General features: G+C 31.7%; 20 protein-coding genes. 15 read left to right on the top strand and 5 right to left on the bottom strand.

The window, feature by feature from the left end; all coding sequences use genetic code 11:
- Nucleotides 1-10 precede the first annotated feature (10 nt).
- Both CA_RS19880 and CA_RS19875 read left to right on the top strand, forming a co-directional pair.
- The gene (locus tag CA_RS19880) at nucleotides 11-979 is read left to right on the top strand and encodes a hypothetical protein (RefSeq protein WP_010890818.1); all 969 of its coding nucleotides are present in this window, start codon (nucleotides 11-13) and stop codon (nucleotides 977-979) included.
- 91 nt (nucleotides 980-1,070) lie between these two features.
- Complete coding sequence (locus CA_RS19875) at nucleotides 1,071-1,865, top strand: alpha/beta fold hydrolase (RefSeq protein ID WP_010890817.1); 795 nt, start codon at nucleotides 1,071-1,073, stop codon at nucleotides 1,863-1,865.
- Nucleotides 1,866-1,918: 53 nt separating this feature from the next.
- Here the strand turns inward: CA_RS19875 and CA_RS19870 are convergent, their stop codons facing one another.
- The gene (locus CA_RS19870; protein ID WP_010890816.1) at nucleotides 1,919-2,095 is read right to left on the bottom strand and encodes a hypothetical protein; all 177 of its coding nucleotides are present in this window, start codon (nucleotides 2,093-2,095) and stop codon (nucleotides 1,919-1,921) included.
- 4 nt (nucleotides 2,096-2,099) lie between these two features.
- Nucleotides 2,100-3,560: an MDR family MFS transporter gene (locus CA_RS19865; protein ID WP_014519112.1), complete on the bottom strand. Its 1,461-nt coding sequence runs from the start codon at nucleotides 3,558-3,560 to the stop codon at nucleotides 2,100-2,102.
- 235 nt (nucleotides 3,561-3,795) lie between these two features.
- On the opposite strand from CA_RS19865, the gene CA_RS19860 reads away from it, so the two are divergent.
- On the top strand, nucleotides 3,796-4,218 hold the full coding sequence (locus tag CA_RS19860) for a hypothetical protein (RefSeq protein ID WP_010890814.1): 423 nt from the start codon (nucleotides 3,796-3,798) through the stop codon (nucleotides 4,216-4,218).
- 276 nt (nucleotides 4,219-4,494) lie between these two features.
- On the top strand, nucleotides 4,495-5,238 hold the full coding sequence (locus tag CA_RS19855; RefSeq protein ID WP_010890813.1) for a carbohydrate-binding protein: 744 nt from the start codon (nucleotides 4,495-4,497) through the stop codon (nucleotides 5,236-5,238).
- 132 nt (nucleotides 5,239-5,370) lie between these two features.
- Here CA_RS19855 and CA_RS19850 read toward each other — a convergent pair whose 3' ends face one another.
- Nucleotides 5,371-6,816: an MDR family MFS transporter gene (locus CA_RS19850; protein WP_010890812.1), complete on the bottom strand. Its 1,446-nt coding sequence runs from the start codon at nucleotides 6,814-6,816 to the stop codon at nucleotides 5,371-5,373.
- 199 nt (nucleotides 6,817-7,015) lie between these two features.
- On the opposite strand from CA_RS19850, the gene CA_RS19845 reads away from it, so the two are divergent.
- From CA_RS19845 to CA_RS19830, 4 genes are all read left to right on the top strand, one after another.
- Nucleotides 7,016-7,663 (top strand): TetR/AcrR family transcriptional regulator, encoded by a 648-nt coding sequence (locus CA_RS19845; RefSeq protein ID WP_010890811.1) that lies wholly within the window; start codon nucleotides 7,016-7,018, stop codon nucleotides 7,661-7,663.
- A gap of 199 nt (nucleotides 7,664-7,862) precedes the next feature.
- Nucleotides 7,863-9,092 carry a ParM/StbA family protein gene (locus CA_RS19840; RefSeq protein WP_010890810.1) on the top strand — a complete coding sequence of 410 codons (1,230 nt, stop codon included), beginning with the start codon at nucleotides 7,863-7,865 and terminating at the stop codon, nucleotides 9,090-9,092.
- Nucleotides 9,085-9,426 (top strand): hypothetical protein, encoded by a 342-nt coding sequence (locus CA_RS19835; protein WP_010890809.1) that lies wholly within the window; start codon nucleotides 9,085-9,087, stop codon nucleotides 9,424-9,426. Before CA_RS19840 ends, CA_RS19835 begins: the two co-directional genes overlap by 8 nt.
- 159 nt (nucleotides 9,427-9,585) lie before the next feature.
- A complete protein-coding gene (locus CA_RS19830) occupies nucleotides 9,586-10,767 on the top strand; it encodes an MFS transporter (protein WP_010890808.1) in 1,182 nt (393 codons plus the stop codon).
- Between the two features lie 214 nt (nucleotides 10,768-10,981).
- On the opposite strand, the gene CA_RS19825 is transcribed toward CA_RS19830, so the two are convergent.
- On the bottom strand, nucleotides 10,982-11,479 hold the full coding sequence (locus tag CA_RS19825; RefSeq protein WP_010890807.1) for a hypothetical protein: 498 nt from the start codon (nucleotides 11,477-11,479) through the stop codon (nucleotides 10,982-10,984).
- 205 nt (nucleotides 11,480-11,684) lie between these two features.
- Here CA_RS19825 and rfbD point away from each other — a divergent pair, with 205 nt between their 5' ends.
- Nucleotides 11,685-12,404 (top strand): dTDP-4-dehydrorhamnose reductase, encoded by a 720-nt coding sequence (gene rfbD / locus CA_RS19820; protein ID WP_010890806.1) that lies wholly within the window; start codon nucleotides 11,685-11,687, stop codon nucleotides 12,402-12,404.
- A gap of 60 nt (nucleotides 12,405-12,464) precedes the next feature.
- On the opposite strand, the gene CA_RS19815 is transcribed toward rfbD, so the two are convergent.
- Entirely contained in the window at nucleotides 12,465-14,096 is a 1,632-nt protein-coding gene (locus CA_RS19815) for a PucR family transcriptional regulator (protein ID WP_010890805.1), read from the bottom strand.
- A gap of 321 nt (nucleotides 14,097-14,417) precedes the next feature.
- Here CA_RS19815 and CA_RS19810 point away from each other — a divergent pair, with 321 nt between their 5' ends.
- The 6 genes from CA_RS19810 to CA_RS19785 all read left to right on the top strand — a co-directional run bounded on the left by CA_RS19810 (nucleotide 14,418) and on the right by CA_RS19785 (nucleotide 23,984).
- Complete coding sequence (locus CA_RS19810; protein WP_010890804.1) at nucleotides 14,418-16,535, top strand: carbohydrate-binding protein; 2,118 nt, start codon at nucleotides 14,418-14,420, stop codon at nucleotides 16,533-16,535.
- 17 nt (nucleotides 16,536-16,552) lie between these two features.
- Nucleotides 16,553-18,313, top strand: coding sequence for an RICIN domain-containing protein (locus tag CA_RS19805; RefSeq protein ID WP_010890803.1), 1,761 nt, complete (start codon nucleotides 16,553-16,555; stop codon nucleotides 18,311-18,313).
- Nucleotides 18,314-18,329: 16 nt separating this feature from the next.
- Nucleotides 18,330-20,096 carry an RICIN domain-containing protein gene (locus tag CA_RS19800; RefSeq protein WP_010890802.1) on the top strand — a complete coding sequence of 589 codons (1,767 nt, stop codon included), beginning with the start codon at nucleotides 18,330-18,332 and terminating at the stop codon, nucleotides 20,094-20,096.
- A gap of 90 nt (nucleotides 20,097-20,186) precedes the next feature.
- Nucleotides 20,187-21,470, top strand: a complete 1,284-nt coding sequence (locus CA_RS19795) for a beta-xylosidase (protein WP_010890801.1) — start codon at nucleotides 20,187-20,189, stop codon at nucleotides 21,468-21,470.
- Nucleotides 21,471-21,549: 79 nt separating this feature from the next.
- Nucleotides 21,550-22,506 carry an endo-1,4-beta-xylanase gene (locus CA_RS19790; RefSeq protein WP_010890800.1) on the top strand — a complete coding sequence of 319 codons (957 nt, stop codon included), beginning with the start codon at nucleotides 21,550-21,552 and terminating at the stop codon, nucleotides 22,504-22,506.
- A gap of 101 nt (nucleotides 22,507-22,607) precedes the next feature.
- Entirely contained in the window at nucleotides 22,608-23,984 is a 1,377-nt protein-coding gene (locus tag CA_RS19785) for a glycoside hydrolase family 43 protein (protein ID WP_010890799.1), read from the top strand.
- Nucleotides 23,985-23,997: the final 13 nt, after the last annotated feature.

Here is a 23,997-nt window from a genome sequence, read left to right as displayed (position 1 = left end):
GGGTGATTTTATGTCTAAAATTCTTTACGCTGATTATTACATACCTTCTAATATAATTTCTGCAAAAGATATACTTTTAAACTCAGAGAGTTTCTTATTAGAAAATTCCTCATCAGATGTTATTGAAGCTGCAAATAAATATATAAGGGATACTAAGTTGAGTGAAATTGCTGTTGAAAAAGATTATGATATTATAAATATATTTTCAGCTATGCTTTCTAAGATGTTTGAAAAAATAGATGTAGCCCCTTGCAAGATAAGAAATATTTTCTATACAAGTTATGACAATTACAATTATAATGATTATGTTAGTGTACCGTATTACTTACAAGAAAAATATAAGTTATCTAATGCAGCTGTAATGGTTTTGAACCAACAATGTGCTAGTACGCTTCAAGCTATAAGAATGGCAGATTGTATAAATAGAACTGAAAAAGGAGCATACTCTCTTATTATTTCTCCAGCCTTTTTAGATAAAAGTAAAGATAGGTATACTGGCTTTACTATAGTTGGAGATGGAGCAGCTATAATGCTGATAGGTGACGACAATAAGGGGGAGGGATTTAAAATAGTTGATACTTTTTCAATCTCTGGAGGATATACTAGTTGGTATTGTTATGAAAACTTTAATAAAGCTAAAAGAAATAAATATGATGAAATGAAAATACGTTTAATTATGTATAAGTCTTTTAATCAACTAATTAAACACTTTAAGAAATATGAACCATGGTTTAAAAATTCAAAATTTATAATAGGCCAGAGTGTTAATGAGAAACTTGAAAAAGAGTATTTAGGTAATCTGGGAACACTATATAAAAACTATTATGGTGGTCATATAGAAGATGTTGATACTATACGTAACTTAAAGGATATGATTAATTCAGCTAAGTTTATGGAAGGTGATAAAATATCTTTAATTGCATTAGGGGAAGATTTTAAATCTTTAAGTATTAGCAGTGTTTTTTGTAAGTACGAATAATTTTAAGCTAAAACGGAATGTATAGACTAAAAGACTTATTTAAAATGATAAAGTGAATTTAATTTATAAATTTAAATCTAGGAGATAAATAATGAAAGAGTTGACATTTTACAATTTGGATTGTGGAGTTCATTACTGGTATATACAAGGGCAAGAAAATAAGTGGGTAATATTTTTTCATGGTGCAGGGCTTGATCATAATATGTTTAAGGCTCAGCTTAAAGTAGTACCAGCTAGTTATAACGTAATACTTTTAGATGTACGTGGTCACGGTGCCTCCAAGTTAAAAAACGGAAGAAAGTTTGTAATGGAGGATGTGATTAGTGATGTTAAAAAATTGTATGAGGTTAACAATATTGATAAGGCGATTCTCATAGGACAATCAATGGGAGGAAATCTCGCTCAGGAAATAGTTTATCGTTATCCTAATATGGTGTATGGTCTTATATTAATTGATTGTAGTCAAAATACAGCAAAGCTAAAAACTATAGAAAAATTGTCTTTGAAGACTTCTGGAATCTTATTTAAATTATACCCATGGAAACTACTTATAAAAGCAAGTTCTTTAGCATCTGGCAATGAGGCGTCTACAAAAGATTATATTGTGGAATGCTTTAAAAATATTAGTAAAGGGCAATTTATTGATATTATGACAGAACTTATTAAGTGTCTTCATGAAGATTGCAAGTTTAAGATGAGTGTTCCTGTGCTTTTAATTTGCGGAGAAGATGATAGGCTTGGGAACATTAAAAAGATTATGAGAAAGTGGGAAAGAGAAGATAGTAATTGTACTTTGAAGATTATAGCTAATGCAGCTCATAATTCAAATCAGGATAAACCAGAGAGAGTTAATGAAGTCATCAGTGAGTTTTTAAATAAAATATAAGGCTATGATAAAAAAACTGCTTTATAAGATACAATACCTTATAAAGCAGTTTTTTATACATCACATTTATAGTAAAGAATATTAGCTGTAAGTACTACGAGTAAAACTCCTATGTAAAAAAACGTAAGAGGATCTTTAGTTATAAAGAATCTTTTAATTGTAATAGAGAGCAAAAAGGCTATTAGAATGCAGGTTAAAACAGTACCCACAAATCTATTGTCCTTAAACATAAAATCACCTCATATTTTTCTTCTTATTTAGTGAGTTTGAAAGCATCACAGACATAATAGTACATATAACCGATATTAGTATCAGTATAAAAAATAGGGTATGGACTCCAAAATTAAGAGATGCCTTAACTTTATCCAATGGAATACCGGTATGTACGTTTCCTGAGCCGTATAGGCTGTTTACGTTTATTCCTCTAATTCCAAGTTTGTATAAATATTTTGCAATATTCAAGTTAAAAATAACTCCGAAAATTGCTACACCAATAGTCTGACCCATGGTTCTCAACAGTGAATTTGCCCCTGTTGCAGCACCTCTCTTATCCTTAGAAACAGCTTCCTGAATTACTATTGTGAGAGTGGTTAAGGTTCCTCCATAGCCAAAGCCAATTATAAAGCCGTATATAATGACTAAAATAAGAGGAGAATTACCAGTTAACGTGTAAAAAAGTACTGTACTTACTAAGGTAATGAGGGTTGAAATAAATACCACAGGACGTTCTCCATACTTTTGGATGGCTTTTGAAAGCACAAAAGAAGATAGTATCCAGGATATAGACATTGATGCAAGGGAAAGCCCTGAAATTGTAGCACTATAGCCCAAAACGTTCTGTATGTATATAGGTAAATATACATCTGTTCCTATAAGGATTCCAGACACGAGAAAGCTTATTATATTTACAATATTACTCTGCTTAGAAAATATGTCAAAAGGAATTAGTGGTTCCTTAGCTCTTTTTTCAATAAAGTAAAATACAAACAATAAAAGAACAGTAACAAGCATAGGTAATATTATTTTAGCTGAAGAAATTTTTGTATTTTCATTTATACCTAAAATAGTGAGTAAAAATATTACTATGGTTAAAGTTAAGGTCACTATACCAAGATAATCCATAGGGGTTTTCTTTTTTTCAACTTTTTCCTTTAGATTTTTTTCAAGAAGTACTAAAGAAAATATGCCAAAAGGAAGGTTTATGTAGAATATCCAGTTCCAAGACATATAGTCAATAAAAAAGCCTCCTATGAAAGGACCAAGTAAACTTGCAATACCCCATACGGAACTTATCCAGCCTTGAACTTTTCCTCTTTCTTCTAAGGAAAACACATCTCCAACTATTGTATATGAAACAGTAAATATAGAACCTGCACCTATACCTTGAAGAGCTCTGAATAAAATAAGCTCGTACATATTTGAGGAAATACCACATAAAGCACTTCCAAGTAAAAATATTATAATTCCTGTAGATAAAGCTCTTTTTCGTCCATATAAGTCAGCTATTTTGCCGTAGATTGGCGTAGAAATTGCTGAAGTTAATAAATACACAGAAAATACCAAACTGATTTTATCAAAACCATTTAAATCCCTAACAATGGTTGGCATAGCTGTTGTTACGACCGTTCCCTCAATAGCACCTAAGAACATGGCAACCATTAGTGAGGCAATAATGCTTTTCTTTCTAGAATTCATTTGTGTCACCTGCCTTCTTAATTAATGCAAATACTATTATGTTAACACAGAGAACCATAAAAGAAAACACCAATTGAAACTTTTATATCCACTTTATTATTTCTTCTACAATTTTACTATAACTTAATTATTAATATATTTTGTTCACATATTGCAGGCAATTAGAATAGTATATGTATTGGGTATGTAGTGTACAAGCTATATACTATTCACTAAGGATAAAAGGAGATTTATTATGGAGTACGCTATTTCTAAAAACGTATCAAGTTTGTATAACCTAGCTAATGAGGATTTTTTAGAGGATATATATTCTACCAATTGGACAAGCAATCCTGTAAAACAAAGTATAGATATAGGTCCTTTTAAAATAGAAGTTAGTTTCTATATTGATCCTCAAACTATATTGAACTCCTATTTTCAGCTAAGAGTTAGTGTTCAAATACCATTTGTAGGCAGTGTTGATATAATTAATGGAAGAATAGATAAAAATAATACTAGATTAGAAGCTAGTATTGATCAAATTGTTGGAGCTTCAATAATTTTTGACATCAATGCTTTAAAGTTATATGCTCATTTGGTTGCGTTTGGATACACCTATGATATAATCCTTTGGAGTTCATCTAGTAATTCCAATGGACAAGATGTAGAACAAGATTAATAAGTTATAGAACAATGCTTTCCCCTATAGAACAAGCCTCCTTCTATGGGGGATTTTTATGTAGTATTGAGTTTTAAAGTCGTAAATAGTGATGTGAAAAAAATACATAAAACTAAAAAAATGTAAATGTACACCTTTACATTGGGAGATTTGGTTTATTATGTAAATTGAAAATGATTTTGTGTAGTGTCATACTGTATTTGAACATGAGACTATAGGTGAATCAACGGTTAAAATAGTTGCAGACACCTATAATAAATTTTAGGAGGTTATGCTATGAAGTTAAACAAATCAGCAGGAAAAATTATTACTCTTATTGCTTTTGTTGCTGCCTTTTTCATCATTAATATTGGTGTAGTGCCTAACGCAAAAGCTGATACTAATCCAATCCAACTTTATTATTCTCAGCGAATTACAGATGACGAGTATTCCATAGGTCATGTTGAGGGTTATCTTGCAGTTCGAAATTTAGCTTTTGAAAAAAATGTGTACGTGCACTATTCTCTTGATGGTGGTAAAAACTGGAGTGATTCTCCTGCCGCTTATGTAAAAACAAATCCGAGTGATAACTACGAGGTTTGGAAATTTAAAACTCCTTCAAGTTCTGAATCGTTTGGACCACCTATAACATATTGTTTTAAATACGAAGTAAATGGACAAACATATTGGGATAATAATAATGGAAAGAACTATGTTGATGGTGCTTATGGACTATCATCTGTTTATGTGCATGATGTAAAAACCTACAGAAATATCAATAGCAGCAACAATTATTTTGCAACAAATGTAGATGTGAAAAATATTGATGGTGATAGAGTAGTAAAGGTACGTTATACTACAGATAATTGGAAAACCTATACTGATGTAGTTGCTAATCATAATAACGAAAAAACTGAATTTGGCATAAGTCAACCGGTACCACAAGGTACAAAGCAAGTTCAATTTGCTGTGGTATATGAGGTAAATGGAGTACAATATTGGGATAACAACTTTGGCTCCAACTATACTGTTAACTTTTAAAAAAATAAAAGATAGATCATATATAAAATGTGGTCTATCTTTTATTTTTTATGTAAATTAAAGGATACCCTGAATTTAACAAAACCACATTTCTAAAGTTGTTAACTTACTTTAGAAATGTGGTTTTAAACTTTAAGCTACTTCTTTACTAGTTTCTCTAGTTTTTACTTTTCTATTATTTAAAAAATAGCTAAAAGGTAATGCAATAAGTATTATTATAAAAGAAACAAAGTACACATCGTTTATTCCCATTACGTACCCCGTACTTTGAGCTACTATATGTGCTTTACCTGATTTTATAAGTGAGGTAACGTGCATGGAAGCTCTTGAGGTAAGCAGGGAAGCAAATATTGCCATAGAAAGTGAACTCACAAGTCTGGCTAGCCAATTGTTAACTGAAGAACCATGTCCAGATATGGCCTTTGGAAGTACTGTCATTCCTGAATAGGTCACAGGCATTGTACAAAATGAGATTCCCACGTTTCTAACTATCATCCAAACTATTATAAAGGCTTTAGAAGTAGTAACTGTCAAATGTGTAAGTTCAAAGGAGCCTAGAGCTATTAATAATATTCCAGTCATAATTATTATACGTGAATTTATTTTATTATATAATTTTCCTACAATAGGCATTGCCAGTGCCATACACAAAGATGCTGGAAGCAAAATTATTCCTGAATCTAAAGCAGACATGTGCTGAAGATTTTGCAAGAAAATAGGTGTTAAAAGAGTTCCAGCATAAAGGCTCATCATTACAATTGAATATACAACTACACTAAAACTATACTTTTTATATTTAAATACACATAAATCAAGAATTGAGGAATCCATGGATAATGATCTATAAACAAAGATTCCAAGAAGTATTACTCCAATAGCTAAGGAAAATATTATAGGTAACGATGTCCAGCCCAAAACACCACCTTCACTAAAGGCTATTAGAAGAGCCAAGCTTCCTAAAACAATAAAGCCAAAACCTTTGAAATCAAAAGACTCTGGAACATTTAACTTGAAGTATGGTATATATTTTAAACCTAAAATTAAAATAATAAGTCCTATAGGTATGTTTATTATAAATATTGACTGCCAACTAAAATATTGTATTAAAAAACCACTTAAAGTAGGGCCGATAGCGGGTGCAAGCATTGATGCCATACTCCAAAGACTGGTTGCAGATACTTGTCTTTTCTTTGGAACAGCTTGATAGATTATAGCCATGGTTGCAGGCACAATCACACCACTAAAAGCGCCTTGAATAATACGTGAAATAATAAGTGTTGTTATATTTATTGAAAATATACATAGTATTGAAGCGAGTATGAAACCAACAATAGAAGTTAAATAAACTCTTTTATAGCTAAAACGCTCTCCTAAATAGGCGGTCAGGGGAGCCATAGTTCCCATAGCTAGCATGAAGCCAGTAAGTGTCCATTTTACAGTATCTAAGTTTGCGCTAAAAGATTTCATTAAAAACGGTAAAGCTAGGTTAATAGTACTAGTACCTAAACTAACTAAAAAAGATCCTAGAAATATTGCAATCATCATTGGCCAGTACGAAGTTTTGTTTGTTTCTTCCATCCATTATCCTCCATTCATTTTTTGCGTTAAAAAAACATAGTAACTCTAATAAATCCATTACTATGACTGTAGTTAGAATATTAAATTAAAAAATAAGTAACACAGCGCAACTTATTTTATTATAAATTACACTGTGTCACTTGTCAATATAACATAAATTTGATATATTTAATAAAAAAATAAAAGTGAGGAGCATAATATGCAATTTCAACGTGCACGCAGCGATAAGCAAAAGAATATCAGAATGAGTGAAATCGTAAATGCTACAATAAATTTATATGAAAGCCTTCAATATGATAAAATTACACTCGCATTAATAGCTAAACAGCTAAGCTTTAGTCGTGCTAATTTATATAAATACGTGTCTACAAAAGAAGAAATTTTTTTATTAATAATTTCAGGAGATATAGAAAACTGGTCTAAGGAAGTAGTGAAGTTTTTCGATAAGTATGATGCATTAAGTGCTGAGGAGTTTTGTAAGCTTTGGTCAGAGCTTTTATATAGGCACAAAAGAATAATAGAACTTTTTTGTATTTTAAATACCATAATTGCAAGGAACGTGTCAGCAGAAAAATTAGCAGCATTTAAAAAGCAAATACATAAAGATTTTACGAGAACCAAAAAAGTAGTTAAAAGGTTTTTCCCTTTTATGAGTAAAGAGCAATTGAAGTTTTTTATAGAATATCAAATGAAATATGCAGTTGGAGTGTATCCAGCAACAATTATTAACGATGTGCAAAAAAAGGCCAGTGAATTAAGTGGAATTCCATCTAATGTTAAAGATTTCGAAAGTTCTTTTTCAAAGTTTCTTATGGTAATTTTAAATGGAATAGAGATTACAATATAGATTATAAGAGGGTGCTAATCATGATTAAAATTAATCAAAATTTAATCATGAGCGATGCTCTTTTTTTATATATCATTATTAAATGTTACTTAAGTAACACTTAATAAGAGTAATTTTATTTACGTTTACTAAAAACTATGATAATATTAAATTAACTGATACTTAAGTATAACTTATTTCAATATAAAGGAGTTAGTTTATGAATATAAAAAGATTTAATGCGGATTTTGGAAATAGTACTGGAAACTTTTTAATAGATGGATATTACTTTGAAATTCCTACAAATATAGTTGAAATTTCTTCGAAAAAAGCTGAAGGTATGTTTGTTTCTCCAATAACAGAAAAAAATGAATTACTAGATAGACTTATGATTTCTACTGGCGAAAAGGAAAATGAGAAATTTTATCTTGTAGGAGAATTTGCCCAAGGTCATGAAATTAAAACTCATGTAAATCAAATGAATGATAAATTAACAAGTATAATTCCATATGCCAATTTTCTTGGAGCTGTGGCATACTATGCTATTTTAAAAAATCCTAGTGAAGAAAAAGAAATAAATGTTGAAATAGACAACATGAAAATGATGCTTCCTATTTGGATTCTAAAAAAAGCATCTAAATTTAGTGTAGCACAAAACCAAATGGCAGCACGTTTTTTGGGTGAACATACAGTAAAAGTACTTACCATGGGAATGGAAAGAATTATTAAAATTAAAGTTAATAATTCTGTATGTAAAATTGAGAGTGAAGTTGCTCGATATGCTATAAAGTATAAGATGGTTCAAGAAGATAAGATTATAAAAATATTGCCTAGAGCTAATTTGAGTGATAAATTTACAAAATGCGAGACTGTCCTTTGTGATTTTGGAGGAGGTTCAATTGACTGTGTTAAACTAGGTGAAGGACTTACGCCTCCTAAAGCGAGGGATAGTTTTAAGGTTATCGATATAGAACCATTCTTAGGTTGGCTTGAAACTTTTAGAAAAGAGAAGGTTTTGCAATATTTTTATAGTATTAAGCAAATTGAAAAATTTTTAATAAACAATTATAAAAAACAAAAATACATTTTAGAAGATCCTAATACAGGAAAAAGTTATGATTTTACTTCGAAGTTTACTGAAATGCTTCAAGATTACTCGGATAAACTTGTACCAGTAATATTTAATACATTTAAAGAAACTGATAGACTTTTAAAGTTTGTGTATTTTGGAGGAGAGTCACCGGTATTAAAGCCATATATTAAAAAAACACTACTAAAATTTGTTACCGAAAAAGTGGCAGAAGAGAACCATATATTTCTAGATGATTTGCTTGAAAATGATACTTCAGAAGTATTTAAACCTACCTCTAGAACAATTAATCTTACAGCATTAGAACTTCTTTCTATTTCAGAAGTTACTAAAAATAAATCTAGTGAAAAAAATGAGTAATGATAAAAGAAAACCACGTATGGTATTAAATGCCGAAGCAATGCCAAAGGAAATATATGATTTATTAAATGAAAAGGCTAAATCCAGAAGGCTTACGCCATATATTATTGAACTTGTAAAAAAGGATTTAAGTAACCAAAAAATTGTATCTAAATTAGACTTACTATCAGATAATGTTAACTTAATATTATCCAAATTAGATAATATTAAGTTAGTAAAAGAATCTTTAGATAGTGAAGATGATCTTTTAAAAGAGGGTAAGATTGTTGATTTCAAAGAAGTTGAAAGTCATATTTCAAAAGAAGATATGGATGATGATTATACGGATTTTTAATATAAAAGGGGCTGTGGTACTAATTTTTAGTGCTACAGCTCCTTTTATATGGTTGTTTTAATAGAGTTAAATATTGTTCTATTTATATAGAATGTGATACCATAATGGTAATTGAAGTTACTTGTTTAAATGTATATAAATTTAAAAGGGAGTTTTAAAATGAATACAACTATAAACAACAGTAATCTAAAGTACAATAATTTGATTTTAATATTGGGGCTTGCAGGGTTTGTATCAGCTGCTGATAATTGGTTTGTTTCACCAGCGCTTCAACCAATTGCATCAGAATTAAGCATATCAGTTTCCACTGCTGGAATTATATTGACTTCGTATATGATTCCTTATGGAGTTATGCAACCGGTTTATGGATTTTTTAGTGACAGATGGAGCAAGGCAAGTGTGCTGAAAATTATAGTAGGAGGATTAGCTATAGGAACTGCGGGAAGTGCGTTTGTTAGGGCCCTACCACTGTTATGCTTATTCCGTATAATAACAGGCTTTTTTGCTGCAGGCATTATTGCAGTATCTTTAGGTCTAATTGGAGATACAATTCCAAAACTAGAGAGACAAATATATGTGGGAAGATTTATGGGAATTGTTTTTTTAGGACAAGGCTTGAGCGCAGGTTTAGGCGGATTAATAACTAAATACATTAGTTGGCGAGGTGCATTCGTTTTTTTTGCTGTGGTTGCAGCTATTTCGGATATAATTTTAATAAAAGGCTTATCTAGTGATTCAAAGAAGATATCATTTAATTGCAAACAGAATAACTTTTTTCTTCAAACTAAAATTGCAATATGCACACCTGCAGGAAGGAAAATATTTCCCTTAGCCTTAATATCAGGATTTTTACTACTTGGACTATATTCCTATTTAGGGTCATTTCTGCATGATGTTATGCATTTAGATTATTTAGAGTGTGGAGTATTAATAATGTTTTATGGATTTGCTTGTCTTATTGGAGGAACAAAGGTAGGAAAGCTTAGTAAGAGATATGGCAAAAAAAACATAATACTTTTAGGAGAAGGTTTTGCACTTATAACAGCATTATCCTTATACTTTTTTCATTATTGGGAAATTGCCTTAGTTGCAACGGTTTTTCTTGGATTTGGGTATATATGTATTCAGTCTACTCTAGCTACCTTGGCTTTTGATGTTAATCCAGAAAATACTGGTTTACCATCAGGTTTAATAGGCTTGGGGCTTTTTGGAGGTGGAGGTCTTGGCAGCTTATTTTCCGGTTGGCTACTTTCTATAGATGGTTATGAGGCCATTTGGATTGTTTTTGCTAGTTTTATAGTAGTAATTAGTCTTATTACATTAAAGATAAAGCTTAATTAATATTGTAGGGTTTTAGTACATTTATATTCTCGGTTAATATGTAAGGTATTATTGTTAAATAATAAATTATATTTCTAATATACAGTGATTTAACTTGATATAGTACTTAAATATAACATTACTAAAAGCGGAACAACTGTTAAATCAAATTAATTTGAAAATTTCAAAAGTACATAGCTACTTAAATGGCTGTGTACTTTTTGTATACATAGTATTAATTTGTAATTTTAAGTTTGAAACCAGTAGGATTATCAAAGCGATACCATAAATATAAATTAGGCTTTAATTTTTCTACTGTACAGTTCTTATTGTTTATAGTCACCCTCTTTACATGATTATCATTAATTATACCAAAGTAAATTCCTTTATATCCTACTTGAGGACTGTATCTTAATGTATCCCATTCACATCTGTTAATTTGATGATTATATATATCATTAATGCTGAATCTAGTAGTTACCTTCCAATGATTTAAAAAATTACTATTTATAATATCTATGTATATAGTTGTATTATCAATTGAAATAAATAATTTTGAATGTTCATTTATAGTTGATTTTTTTAGGATTTTATTGTTGTTATAATTGTATTTTTTATTATAAAGGGATACTGCTTTTTCGGGTGAATTACTATAAATAAATTTTAAAAATATTACCAAGCATATTATAAAAAAACAAATTATAGGTATTAATCGTTTTAAATGTATTTTCATTATATAATCCTCCAAAGTAAGTTATTTGTTATATAAATAGTACATTAAATGTAATAATAGGTCAATTATGTAATGAGGGTATTAATTTTACATTGAAAAGGTTGTAATATAAATATGTTATTGAATAATGAATTGTAATTAACCATTATTTGTAAGTATTAAAAGTGAATCTTTAGGTGCTTATATTTGTTTTAGTATTTTTTATGTGGTAAAAAGTGTTATAAGTAAAATTAGACCTGACGTAGTTGTAAATGCTGCTGCCTACACAAATGTAGATGCCTGTGAAACAAACGAAAAGAAAGCGTTTGAGGTAAATGCTTTTGGAGCTAAAAATTTGGCTATTGCAGCAGAAGAGATAGGAGCTAAATTAGTACATATTTCATCAGATTATGTTTTCAGCGGTGAAGGAAATACACCTTTTAAGGATGAGGACAAAGCATCGCCTCAAAGTGTCTATGGTAAAAGTAAAAAAATGGGTGATGATTTTGTAAAAGAGTTTTCTTCAAAATATTTCATAGTAAGGCCAGCTTGGGTATATGGGTATAAGGGTAAAAATTTTGTGTACACAATAATGGAGCTGGCGAAAGAAAAAGAAGTTGTAACTGTTGTGAATGATCAAAGAGGAAATCCAACAAATGTTGAGGATATAGTTTATCATATATTAAAATTGATAGTTACAGATAAGTATGGAGTTTACAATTGTTCGGGGCATGGAGAGTGTTCATGGTACGATTTTGCATGTGAAATAATAAAATTAAGTAATATACCTAGTGTTATAAAGCCATGCTCTTCAAATGAATATAAAAGACAAGCTAAAAGACCATCCTATTCATCTTTAGAAAATAAAAATTTAAGTTTAGCAGTTGGAGATGATATGAGGTATTGGAAAGATGCATTAAAGGTTTTTATAGAAAAAGTAATGTAATAAAATGTTACTGAAGAATAGTGCCTTCTTAATTAGAGGGCACTATTTTTGTTATTCAACTCATATTAAGCATTCACCAAGGTATTCTAGTATCTTTAGGGATAAATAAATGCTAAAAAATTCATCTACATTATTTAAGTCCACATTCATTATTTCTTCTATTTTAGAAATTCTGTAGTGTAGAGTATTTCTATGTACATGCATTAATTCTGCAAGCTTTGACTGGTTTTTAAAATTCATTACATATAAATATAGGTTCTTTAGGTAATCTGTTTTATACACACTATCATAGGTGATAAGTTTAAAGATTGAAGGGTGACAAAAATCTTTAAGGGATTCTTCACTGGAGCATAGAGAAAAGATATGCTGCAAAATATAGGAATCATAGAAAAAAATAAATTTATTATTAGTTAAATGACGTCCGAGTTCTATTGATTTAAGTGACTGATTATAGTATTTATTAATGTCAAGTAAATTATAGAATGGACGACTAATTCCACAAAGCATGTCTAGATCTTTTAAAACCTTATTTAATTTTTTAAAGCAAGTCTCATACAAGGTTTTATCCTGGACATAGCTAGCGACTATAACTATATTTCCTTTATACAAAACACAGATAGAATCATGAAATATCTTTTTAAAAAAGGTTTTTATGTAGCTGAACTGAATGTATGAGATAGAATTTTTATTAATGATTCCTATAAGGTTAAGAGGATATTTAAAGGTACAATGTGCAAATTTAATGTTTTCATCAAGAGCTTCACGGTTAACTATTTTACCATCAAGTAGTTGTAATAGTAGCAATTCTTCATTGGTTATATTTGTGCTCTCATAGTATTTATGTTTTTGAAGTTCTATTGAAATTGCATTACTTAAAAGTTTGATTAACCTTATATCACTCTCTGTAAATGGCTTAAAGGCTTCAAGTACTATAAATTGACCTAAAAGCTTGTTGCCCGCATATATGTTTGACCATATTCGAGATATAGTAAATTTATTATTTTCTTTATATATAATAGATTTAGAATTTGGTCTTAACTTACCTTCTCTATTATTACTATAATCAATAGTATATCTATTTTTATTGTTTGTTGATTTAAAATAAATTGGTATTTTTGCATCTAATATTGCATCAGTTAGAAGACTTTGCAAACTTTCATATTGCTGATAGCCCTTTAATGCAACGTCTTGCCATAAGGGGTGATCTAATTTAATGCCTTCTGTAAATGATAGAATTTTAAAGTTTGTGTTGCTGATATAAGCAGGATTTCCAAGAAGCTTTGAGGCACTATTAATAATGTTTTGTAAACCAGTGTTTTTGGAAAGTACCTCTAGTAGTCTTAAAGAATTAGTATCTATATTTTGATATTGAAAAAAAATATCTAGAATCTTGTTGAACATAGATAATGTAAAATCTTCATTTATAAGAACTATGTTTATGTTCTTATTGGTTTTAATAGGAAATGGCATTTGAAGTTTAGAAATAATTAAGAAATTAGTTTGGTGCAAGATTAGATTACTTACTGCGAACTTTGATAATTCACCAACATACAGTGTGTTTGAGTGAAAATACTTAATATTGTTATCTAGATATTTTACAGATTCAATAGTTGTTATATTTTTGTTGTTAATATAACTTTTGGGTTTATATTGTTTGAGTTTATCTATAATGCTATTAATTAATATACCCATAGGTTACCTCCTGTTTTAACAATTCATAATAATTGTTCTTTATACTTTTGTGCACATGCATAAATATTAAAAGTTTTAGTTTAAGTACATGCACATTGCGATTGAAACCTTTTAGATTTAACATAATATATATAATCATGGTTAACATATATAATAACACAAAAAAATGGTAAAAGAAATTTTTTAAGTAAAGATATCATAATATGAGAAATACTTGAAATAAAAACCGAAAGATGAAAATTTATTGATAACTATGATTATAATTACAAGTCTTTTAGGTAGACTTCATAAAACATTAATTTATAAAAGGGGGAAAAAATAATGTTTAAAAAGTCAAATGCATTTCTGTTAACGTTTGCACTAATTTGCGGTATTGGATTTGCTAAGTCTAATGTATATGCAAGTGTAATTAAAACAAATGGAGCACACACAAAATCGAATCTACTAAATTTCAATGTAAATGATGTTTTAGCCCAATCAACTGGTGTTACAAATGCTCTTGCAAAGGTTCCGGGATATTCTAATCCACTTATTACACAGAAGTTTGGAGCAGATCCATTTGCTATGGTTTATAACGGCAGGGTATATGTTTATATGTCAAGTGACGCCTTTGAGTATGATAACAGAGGAAATATAATTAACAATGACTATAGCAATATTAAGACAATAAGTGTTATATCTTCTGATGATATGGTTAACTGGACTGATAATGGTGAAATCCCAGTAGCAGGTCCAAATGGTGCGGCAAAATGGGCAACTAATTCTTGGGCGCCATCAGTTACACATAAGGTTATAAATGGTAGAGATAAGTTCTTCCTTTATTTTGCAAACAATGCAGGAAGTATTGGTGTCTTAACAGCAGACAGTCCAGTAGGACCATGGATAGATCCTCTTGGCAAACCTATGATCACAGGAAGTACCCCTGGAGTTAACGGTGTTGCTTGGCTATTTGATCCTGCAGTACTAGTAGACGACGATGGAACAGGATACTTGTATTTTGGTGGAGGTATACCAGGAGGTAATAATCCATCACAGGGCCAAATTGCAAATCCTAAAACAGCTAGAGTTATGAAATTAAATGGTGATATGATTCATACTACTGGAAGTGCAGCTACAATCGATTCTCCATTTATGTTTGAAGATTCGGGTATCCATAAATACAATGGTAAATACTATTATTCCTATTGTTCTAATTTCTCAGGAAATCATCCAAATGGAACTCCACCTCAAGGTGATATTGCTTACATGACAAGTAACAGTCCTATGGGACCATTTACTTATAAGGGTACTTTTCTTAAGAACCCAGGAACTTACTTTGGAGTAGGTGGTAATAATCATCATGCTGTTTTCCAATTTAACAATCAGTGGTATGTAGTGTACCATGCTCAAACTCTTGGAAAAGCTATGGGAATTACAAAAGGATATCGTTCTCCTATGATTAACAAAGTTTCATATTCTCCAAATGGGCTTATGAATAACGTTATAGAGGATATGCAGGGTGTAGCTCAAGTGGCTAATCTTAATCCATATAAGAGAACTGAAGCAGAAACAATTGGTTGGAATGGAGGTATTTCGACTCAAAAATGTACTGCACCAGGAAGTATGGTGAGCAGTAATAATCTTGATGTTACAAGTATAAACAATGGAGATTGGCTTGCTGTATCAAAAGCTGATTTTGGAAGTGGAGCCGCATCCTTTAAAGCAAATGTTGCATCAACTGTAGGAGGTAAGATAGAAATACATCTAGATAGTGCGGATGGACAACTCATTGGTACACTCAACGTAAGCCCTACAGGTGGGGAGCAGCAGTGGAAAGAGATGCAATGTAACGTAAAGAGCGTTAGCGGTGTTCACAATATCTTCTTTAAGTTTACAGGAAATAGTAGTAAAAATTTATTTAATTTTGACTATTGGCAGTTTAGCGCTAATGGTACTAATCCTACTAATCCTACAACTGACCCTACAACTAATCCTACGCCTGGAAGTACTGTAACTTTAAATAATGGCTGGTATTACATTAAAAATGTAAATGCTCAAAAGTATCTTCAAGTTGCAAGCAATACAGGAAAGGCAAGACAAAATGTTGAGCTTGGTTCAGGCTCGGGAGCTGCCGGACAAAAGTGGTATTTAACAAATACAGAAGATGGGTATGTTACTTTAAAAAGTGCCTTAGGTAACTATATGCTAGACGTTAGCTATGGTGAAAATAAGGATGGAAGCAATATTCAAATTTTTAATGCATACAGCGGAGATTCACAAAAATTTTCTGTAAAAGCTTCTTCTAAAAATGGTCAATATTCTGTTGCAACTAAGAGTAGTAATGGATCTAAGGTATTAGATGATTACAACTTTGGAACTGCTGATGGTACTAATGTATGTCAGTGGACTTATGGAGGAAATAACAATCAAATGTGGGTATTTGAACCTACTAATAATTAAAATACGGAGGATTAAAAATGAATATTAAATTAAAAAGAACGTTAATATCTTTGGTGGCTTTTTCTATGACATGCTTGCCTTTTGTAGGTACAGGCTCTTCTGTTAAAGCAGCATCAAATGATGCAACAATAAATGTAGCAGCTAAACATCAAACTATTAGAGGATTTGGTGCATCAAGTGCATGGTGCGGAGCTCTTAGCGATACTTGCATGGATACCCTTTATAAAAATGCAGGTCTCGATATTTTGAGAGTACGTATTGCTCCAAATGAAGGCTGGAACAGAGGAGATTATAGGGCATGGGCTGATGAGCTTTCTAATGCAAAAAAAGTACGTGCAAGAGGAGGTATTGTTTTTGCAACTCCATGGACACCACCAGCTTCAATGAAGACTAATAATACAACAACAGGTGCTAATAAAGGATCCTTAAAGCCTTCTTCCTATGCAGCTTATGCAGCTTATTTAAAAACTTTCGTGAAATATATGTCTGATAATGGAGCACCTTTATATGCATTATCTCTTCAAAATGAGCCAGATTGGGCACCTGATTATGATGCTTGTACTTGGACAGCACAACAGTTCCATGATTTCCTTAAACAATATGGAGCTAGCTTATCTAGTACTATTAAAATAATTATGCCTGAATCATTAGGTTTTAACCCAGCAATGTCAGATCCAACTCTTAATGATCCTACTACTGCTCAGTATGTTTCAATCATTGGAGGACATCTATATGGATCTCCTATTAGAGATTACCCTTTAGCACGTAATAAGGGAAAAGACATCTGGATGACTGAACACTATCTTGAAGGCAATGATCCAGGTACATGTGTAAAATTAGCTAAAGAAATTCATGATTGCATGACAATTGGAAATATGAATGCTTATGTATATTGGTGGATATCTGGAGATCAAAATGGATTATATAATACTAGAACTAATGAGACTTATAAGAAAACATATGTAATGGGTCAGTTCTCAAAATTCATCGGAAATGGTTACTCTAGAGTTGATGCTACAAATAGTCCTCAATCAAATGTCTATGTATCAGCATATACAGGAAATAATAAAGTAGTTATCGTTGCAATAAATCAAGGAACATACCCAGTAAATCAAAGCTTTAATGTACAAAATAGTACAGTGTCTAACGTGTCTTCATGGGTAAGTTCAGGAACATTAAATATGGCTAAAACAAATTCTAATATAAGTGCAGCTAATGGAAGATTCAATGCATCACTTCCAGCTCAAAGTGTAACTACATTTGTAGCAGATTTAAATTCTACTAATCCTACAACTGACCCTACAACTAATCCTACTCCTGGAAGTACTGTAACTTTAAATAATGGATGGTACTACATTAAAAATATTAATGCACAAAAATATCTTCAAGTTGCAAGTAATACAGGAAAAGCAGGACAAAATGTTGAGCTTGGTTCAGGTTCAGGAGCTGCTGGACAAAAATGGTATTTAACAAATACAGGAGATGGTTATGTTACTTTAAAAAGTGCTTTAGGTAACTATATGCTTGATGTTAGCTATGGTGAAAATAAGGATGGAAGTAATATTCAAATCTTTAATGCATACAGCGGAGATGCACAAAAATTTTCTGTAAAAGCTTCTTCTAAAGATGGTCAATATTTTGTTTCAACTAAGAGCAGTAATGGAACTAAGGTATTAGATGACTATAACTTTGGAACTGCTGATGGCACTAATGTATGTCAGTGGACTTATGGAGGAAATGCTAATCAATTATGGGCATTTGAGCCTACTAACAACTAAAGGGAGGGCTTAAAGCTTGAAAAACAAAATAAAAAAAATAGTTTTATCTGTAGTTACATTTTCTATGATTTGTTTACCATTTACAGATGGATTTACATCCATTAAAGCAGCTTCAAATGTTATGGTTAATTTAGCCTCAAAAAAGCAAGTAATTCGTGGTTTTGGAGGAATGAATTCTGTAGCTTGGGCTGGTGATTTGACAGCAGCTCAAAGAGAAACAGCCTTTGGAAATGGAAATAATCAACTAGGTCTTTCTGTAGTAAGAATATTTGTAGATGATAATAAGAACAATTGGTATAAAGAGTTACCAACAGCTAAAAGTGCTATTGCACATGGATCGATAGTCTTTGCTACGCCTTGGAACCCTCCAAGTTCTATGACAGAAACCTTTAATAGAAATGGTGAAAAAGCAAAACGCCTTAGATATGATAAATATGGTGACTATGCTAAATATCTTAATGATTTTGTATCATATATGAAGAATAATGGTGTTAATTTGTATGCTATTTCTGTACAAAATGAGCCTGATTATGGGCGCGATTGGACTTGGTGGACACCACAGGAAGTACTTCGTTTTATGAGAGACTATGCAGGAAGTATTAACTGCAGGGTAATGTCACCTGAGTCATTTTCTTATCAAAAAAACATGTACGATCCTATATTAAATGATCCAAAAGCTCTTGCGAACATGGATATCCTTGGGACTCACACTTATGGTACTCAAGTTAAAGATTTTCCTTATCCACTTTTTAAACAAAAAGCAGCAGGAAAAGATCTTTGGATGACAGAAGTGTATGTTCCAAACAGTGATGCTAATTCAGCAGATCGCTGGCCTGAAGCGTTAGAGGTTGCAAATCATATAAACAATGCTATGGTAGAAGGCGATTTCCAAGCGTATGTATGGTGGTATATAAGAAGATCCTATGGATTGATCAAAGAGAATGGTGCTATAAGTAAACGTGGCTACATGATGGCCCATTTCTCCAAGTTTGTTCGTCCTGGATATGTAAGAGTTGATGCAACAAAAAATCCAGTAGGTAATGTTTATGTGTCAGCCTACACAGGAAATAATAAAGTGGTTATTGTTGCAATAAACAAAGGAACATATCCAGTAAATCAAAGCTTTAATATACAAAATAGTACGGTATCTAATGTGTCTTCATGGGTAACTTCAGGAACATTAAATATGGCTAAAACAAATTCTAATATAAATGCAGCTAATGGAAGATTCAATGCATCACTTCCAGCTCAAAGTGTAACTACATTTGTAGCAGATTTAAATTCTACTAAGCCTACAACTAACCCTACAACTAATCCTACTCCTGGAAGTACTGTAACTTTAAATAATGGATGGTACTACATTAAAAATATTAATGCTCAAAAATACCTTCAAGTTGCAAATAATACAGGAAAAGCAGGACAAAATGTTGAGCTTGGTTCAGGTTCAGGAGTTGCTGGACAAAAATGGTATTTAACAAATACAGGAGATGGTTATATTACTTTAAAAAATGCTTTAGGTAACTATATGCTGGATGTTAGCTATGGTGAAAATAAGGATGGAAGTAATATTCAAATTTTTAATGCATACAGCGGAGATTCACAAAAATTTGCTGTAAAAGCTTCTTCTAAAAATGGTCAATATTCTGTTGCAACTAAGAGTAGTAATGGATCTAAGGTATTAGATGATTATAACTTTGGAACTGCTGATGGCACTAATGTATGTCAGTGGACTTATGGAGGAAATGCTAATCAATTATGGGTATTTGAGCCTACTAACAACTAAGGTGGCTTAAAGATTAAAAAAATAGTTTTATCTGTAGTTGCATTTTCTATGATTATTTACCATTCACAAGCAGAAGGAGAAGGTTTAATTATGAAAAAAAGATTTATTAGTAGTACATTAATCTTAACAACTATTTTATCATTAAGCGGAGCGTTTCAATCTAAAGCATTTGCAGCAACTACTTTGACTGTGGATTGTAGGGCTACGCTTAGAGGGGTAACACATTGTGCTAGTGGTTCTCTTTATGGAGTTACAGAAAGTAAGCCATTTGATATTAACCAATTTGTTGCACCACTAAAACCAAATGTTTTCACAAATCCAGCTTTGGCAGGTTTTAACCATCAGCAACCTATTGGTGCTGCTATTCCTACAGCTGGAAGACTTAAAAATACCACCGGAAAAGTTATGATTAGGTTAGCAGATATATTTCCTAGGTGGCCGTATGGTTTTACAAATATGAATGATTGGCTTGGTAAAGTTACTAGTGTAATCAATCAAAAAAAGGCTTCCGGATATTCGAATTTTTATGGCTATGAAATATGGAACGAACCAGATGGTACCTTTAAAAATAATAATGTTAGCTTTAATGATATGTGGCTTCAAACTTATAAATTAATACGCCGTTTAGATCCGAACTCTCAGATTATAGGACCATCTTATTCTTACTATAATCATTATAATATGAATGCTTTTCTTAATTTCTGCAGAGCAAATAACTGCCTCCCCGATGTAATTTGCTGGCATGAACTTGGAGGAAGTCAAAATATTTCTGGGAACATTAGAGATTTGAAAACATTAGAAAGATCACTAGGAATACCAGAAAGGAAGATTGCAATAAATGAATATTCTGATAGCAATCATTATGCAGAAGGACAACCAGGCGCATCAGCACCTTTTATTGCAAAATTCGAACGTAACAAAGTAGATTCTGCTTGCATTTCTTGGTGGTGGACAAATGCACCGGGAAGACTTGGAAGTCTTATGGCATCTGACACTCAAAAGGGTGCTGGATGGTGGTTTTATAAATGGTATGGTGATATGACAGGTAACATGGTTAATGTAATACCTCAAAATGATAATAGCAATCTAGCAGATGGTTTTGCTTGTGTTGATTCAAATGCGAAATATATAAGCGTACTTTTAGGTGGAGTTAATGATGGAACTGTTAATGTAAATATTAAAAATATCCCAGCCTTTATTGGTTCTAGTGCCACTGTCAAAGTAGAAAAGGTAGATTGGAATGGTAAGGATACTCCTGTAAATGGTACAAATACAGTTTTCTCAAAAAGATATACTGTATCTAATGGAACCATTAACGTATCAATACCAGGAACAAACAATACCAGTGGATATCGTGTTTATGTATCACGTTAACACTTAGTAACGCAGGCGGCTTAGACTTTCTAACAGCCGTGTAATATTTAAAATTAAAAAAATGTTAAGGAGTGATAATATGTTAAAATCAAAGTTAGCAAAAATATGTACAGGAGTCTTAGCTTTAGGTCTTGCCCTTTCAATTTCAGGTGTGGGAACTGCTAAAGCTGCAATGTCACACAGCAAATTTGTAGGAAATATTATAGCAGGTAATGTTCCAAATAATTTTAGTAACTACTGGAACCAGGTTACACCAGAAAATGCAACTAAGTGGGGTGCAATTGAATATAGTCGTGGCAATTATAACTGGGGAAGTGCAGATCTTATTTATAATTATGCCAGAAGTAAAAACATGCCATTCAAATTTCATAATTTAGTATGGGGAAGTCAGCAGCCTAATTGGATGTCAAATCTTTCACCTCAAGATCAAAGATCTGAAGTATCAAAATGGATTGCAGCTGCAGGTAAAAGATATTCTGGTTCAGCTTTTGTTGATGTTGTAAATGAACCACTGCACACTCAACCTTCTTATAAAAATGCCTTAGGCGGAAGTGGTTCTACTGGTTATGACTGGATTGTATGGTCTTATCAGCAGGCAAGAAAAGCCTTCCCTCATTCAAAACTTTTAATTAATGAATATGGCATAATAGGCGATCCTAATGCAGCAGCTAATTATGTTAAAATCATAAATGTTCTTAAAAGCAAAGGTTTAATTGATGGAATAGGAATTCAATGTCATTACTTCAATATGGATAACGTTTCTGTAGGTACAATGAACTCTGTTTTAAGCACTTTATCTAAAACAGGTTTACCAATATACGTATCAGAACTTGATATGACAGGTAATGATGCTACTCAGCTTGCTAGATATCAACAAAAATTCCCTGTTTTATATCAAAACCCTAATGTAAAAGGTGTAACTATATGGGGATATATGCAAGGTCAAACTTGGAATAGTGGTACTTATTTAGTTAATTCAAATGGTACTGAACGTCCAGCTCTTAAATGGTTAAGATCTTATTTAGCTAGTCATTAATCAATATACAATATAAAGTAATGTTATGAAATTAAGGGGTCATTGTTTTTTTAAACTTTGTACCCCTTAATGTATAAGTAAAACTTTAAGGAGGGAATTATATGAAAAAAGCGTCTTATATAATGGCCTTTTCACTTGCTTTCGCTCTAGTTTCTCCAGTAGCATGTCATGCAGATAACCCAGTAGTGCAAACTCTTTATACTACTGATCCTGCTCCAATGGTATATAACGGTACTTGTTATTTGTACACTGGTCATGATGAAGATGGGTCAACTTGGTACACTATGAAAGATTGGCGATGTTATTCCTCAACAGACATGGTTAATTGGACGGATAATGGCTCACCATTAGCTTACAATACATTTAGCTGGGCAAAAGGTGATGCATGGGCTGGTCAGTGTATTCCTAGGAATGGAAAGTTCTACTATTATGTTCCGGTAACTCAAAAAAGTGGTGGAATGGCAATAGGTGTTGCAGTATCAAATAGTCCTACTGGACCTTTTGTTGATGCTCTTGGACATCCTTTAGCTTATACTGGTACAGGAGATATTGATCCTACAGTGTTTATAGATAATGATGGTCAAGCTTATTTATATTGGGGCAACCCTAATCTTTATTATGTTAAACTAAATCAAGATATGATTTCATATTCAGGAAAGATTGTACAAGTGCCTTTAACTACAGCAGGCTTTGGAGTGCGTAAAGGAAATTCTAGTAGGCCAACTTTATATGAAGAAGGTCCATGGTTTTATAAGCGAAATGGAATGTACTATATGGTGTATGCAGCTGGCGGTATACCTGAATATATTTCTTATTCCACAAGCAAAAGTCCTACTGGACCATGGTATTATAAAGGAGTAATTATGCCTTCTCAGGGTCGCAGTTTTACAAATCATCCAGGTGTAATCGATTTTAAAGGGAATTCTTATTTCTTTTATCATAATGGTGCTTTGCCTGGAGGTAGTGGATTTACACGTTCAGTGTGTATTGAGCAATTTAAATATAATGCCGATGGTACGTTTCCTACAATAAATATGACGACTACAGGTGTTTCTGGTATTGGTAATTTAAATCCATACACCCAAAATGAAGCTGAAACAATTTGCTGGGAATCAAATGTTAAGACTGAAAAGTGCAGTGAAGGTGGAATGGATGTATGTAATATACAAAATAACAGCTGGATAAAAGTAAAAGGTGTAAACTTTGATTCTGGTGCAGCTTCCTTTAATGCAAGAGTAGCTTCAGCAACTAATGGAGGAAACATTGAACTTCATCTTGATAGTCCATCAGGAACACTTATTGGAACTTGCCATGTTAATAGTACTGGTGGTTGGCAATCTTGGGTTACTAATTCTTGTAATGTAAGCGGAGCGAAAGGTATACATGATTTATATCTAAAATTTACTGGAGGAAATGGTTATTTATTTAATGTTAATTGGTGGAAGTTTAATGGTACAAAAACTGTATCAACTAGATAAGAATACTTTGAGT

The organism is Clostridium acetobutylicum ATCC 824 (genome assembly GCF_000008765.1).
Taxonomy (GTDB): Bacteria; Bacillota; Clostridia; order Clostridiales; family Clostridiaceae; genus Clostridium_S; species Clostridium_S acetobutylicum.
Note: the sequence above shows the minus strand (reverse complement) of the source record. Positions and strands in the feature narration are given on the sequence as shown.

Coding starts and splice junctions, on each gene's coding strand:
- CA_RS19855 (WP_010890813.1), top strand. CDS start 4,495: ATGAAGTTAAACAAATCAGCAGGAAAAATTATTACTCTTATTGCTTTT.
- CA_RS19865 (WP_014519112.1), bottom strand. CDS start 3,560: ATGAATTCTAGAAAGAAAAGCATTATTGCCTCACTAATGGTTGCCATG.
- CA_RS19830 (WP_010890808.1), top strand. CDS start 9,586: ATGAATACAACTATAAACAACAGTAATCTAAAGTACAATAATTTGATT.
- CA_RS19875 (WP_010890817.1), top strand. CDS start 1,071: ATGAAAGAGTTGACATTTTACAATTTGGATTGTGGAGTTCATTACTGG.
- CA_RS19795 (WP_010890801.1), top strand. CDS start 20,187: ATGAAAAAAAGATTTATTAGTAGTACATTAATCTTAACAACTATTTTA.
- CA_RS19845 (WP_010890811.1), top strand. CDS start 7,016: ATGCAATTTCAACGTGCACGCAGCGATAAGCAAAAGAATATCAGAATG.
- CA_RS19825 (WP_010890807.1), bottom strand. CDS start 11,479: ATGAAAATACATTTAAAACGATTAATACCTATAATTTGTTTTTTTATA.
- CA_RS19790 (WP_010890800.1), top strand. CDS start 21,550: ATGTTAAAATCAAAGTTAGCAAAAATATGTACAGGAGTCTTAGCTTTA.
- CA_RS19805 (WP_010890803.1), top strand. CDS start 16,553: ATGAATATTAAATTAAAAAGAACGTTAATATCTTTGGTGGCTTTTTCT.
- CA_RS19880 (WP_010890818.1), top strand. CDS start 11: ATGTCTAAAATTCTTTACGCTGATTATTACATACCTTCTAATATAATT.
- CA_RS19840 (WP_010890810.1), top strand. CDS start 7,863: ATGAATATAAAAAGATTTAATGCGGATTTTGGAAATAGTACTGGAAAC.
- CA_RS19870 (WP_010890816.1), bottom strand. CDS start 2,095: ATGTTTAAGGACAATAGATTTGTGGGTACTGTTTTAACCTGCATTCTA.
- CA_RS19815 (WP_010890805.1), bottom strand. CDS start 14,096: ATGGGTATATTAATTAATAGCATTATAGATAAACTCAAACAATATAAA.
- CA_RS19835 (WP_010890809.1), top strand. CDS start 9,085: ATGAGTAATGATAAAAGAAAACCACGTATGGTATTAAATGCCGAAGCA.
- CA_RS19850 (WP_010890812.1), bottom strand. CDS start 6,816: ATGGAAGAAACAAACAAAACTTCGTACTGGCCAATGATGATTGCAATA.
- CA_RS19785 (WP_010890799.1), top strand. CDS start 22,608: ATGAAAAAAGCGTCTTATATAATGGCCTTTTCACTTGCTTTCGCTCTA.
- CA_RS19810 (WP_010890804.1), top strand. CDS start 14,418: ATGTTTAAAAAGTCAAATGCATTTCTGTTAACGTTTGCACTAATTTGC.
- CA_RS19860 (WP_010890814.1), top strand. CDS start 3,796: ATGGAGTACGCTATTTCTAAAAACGTATCAAGTTTGTATAACCTAGCT.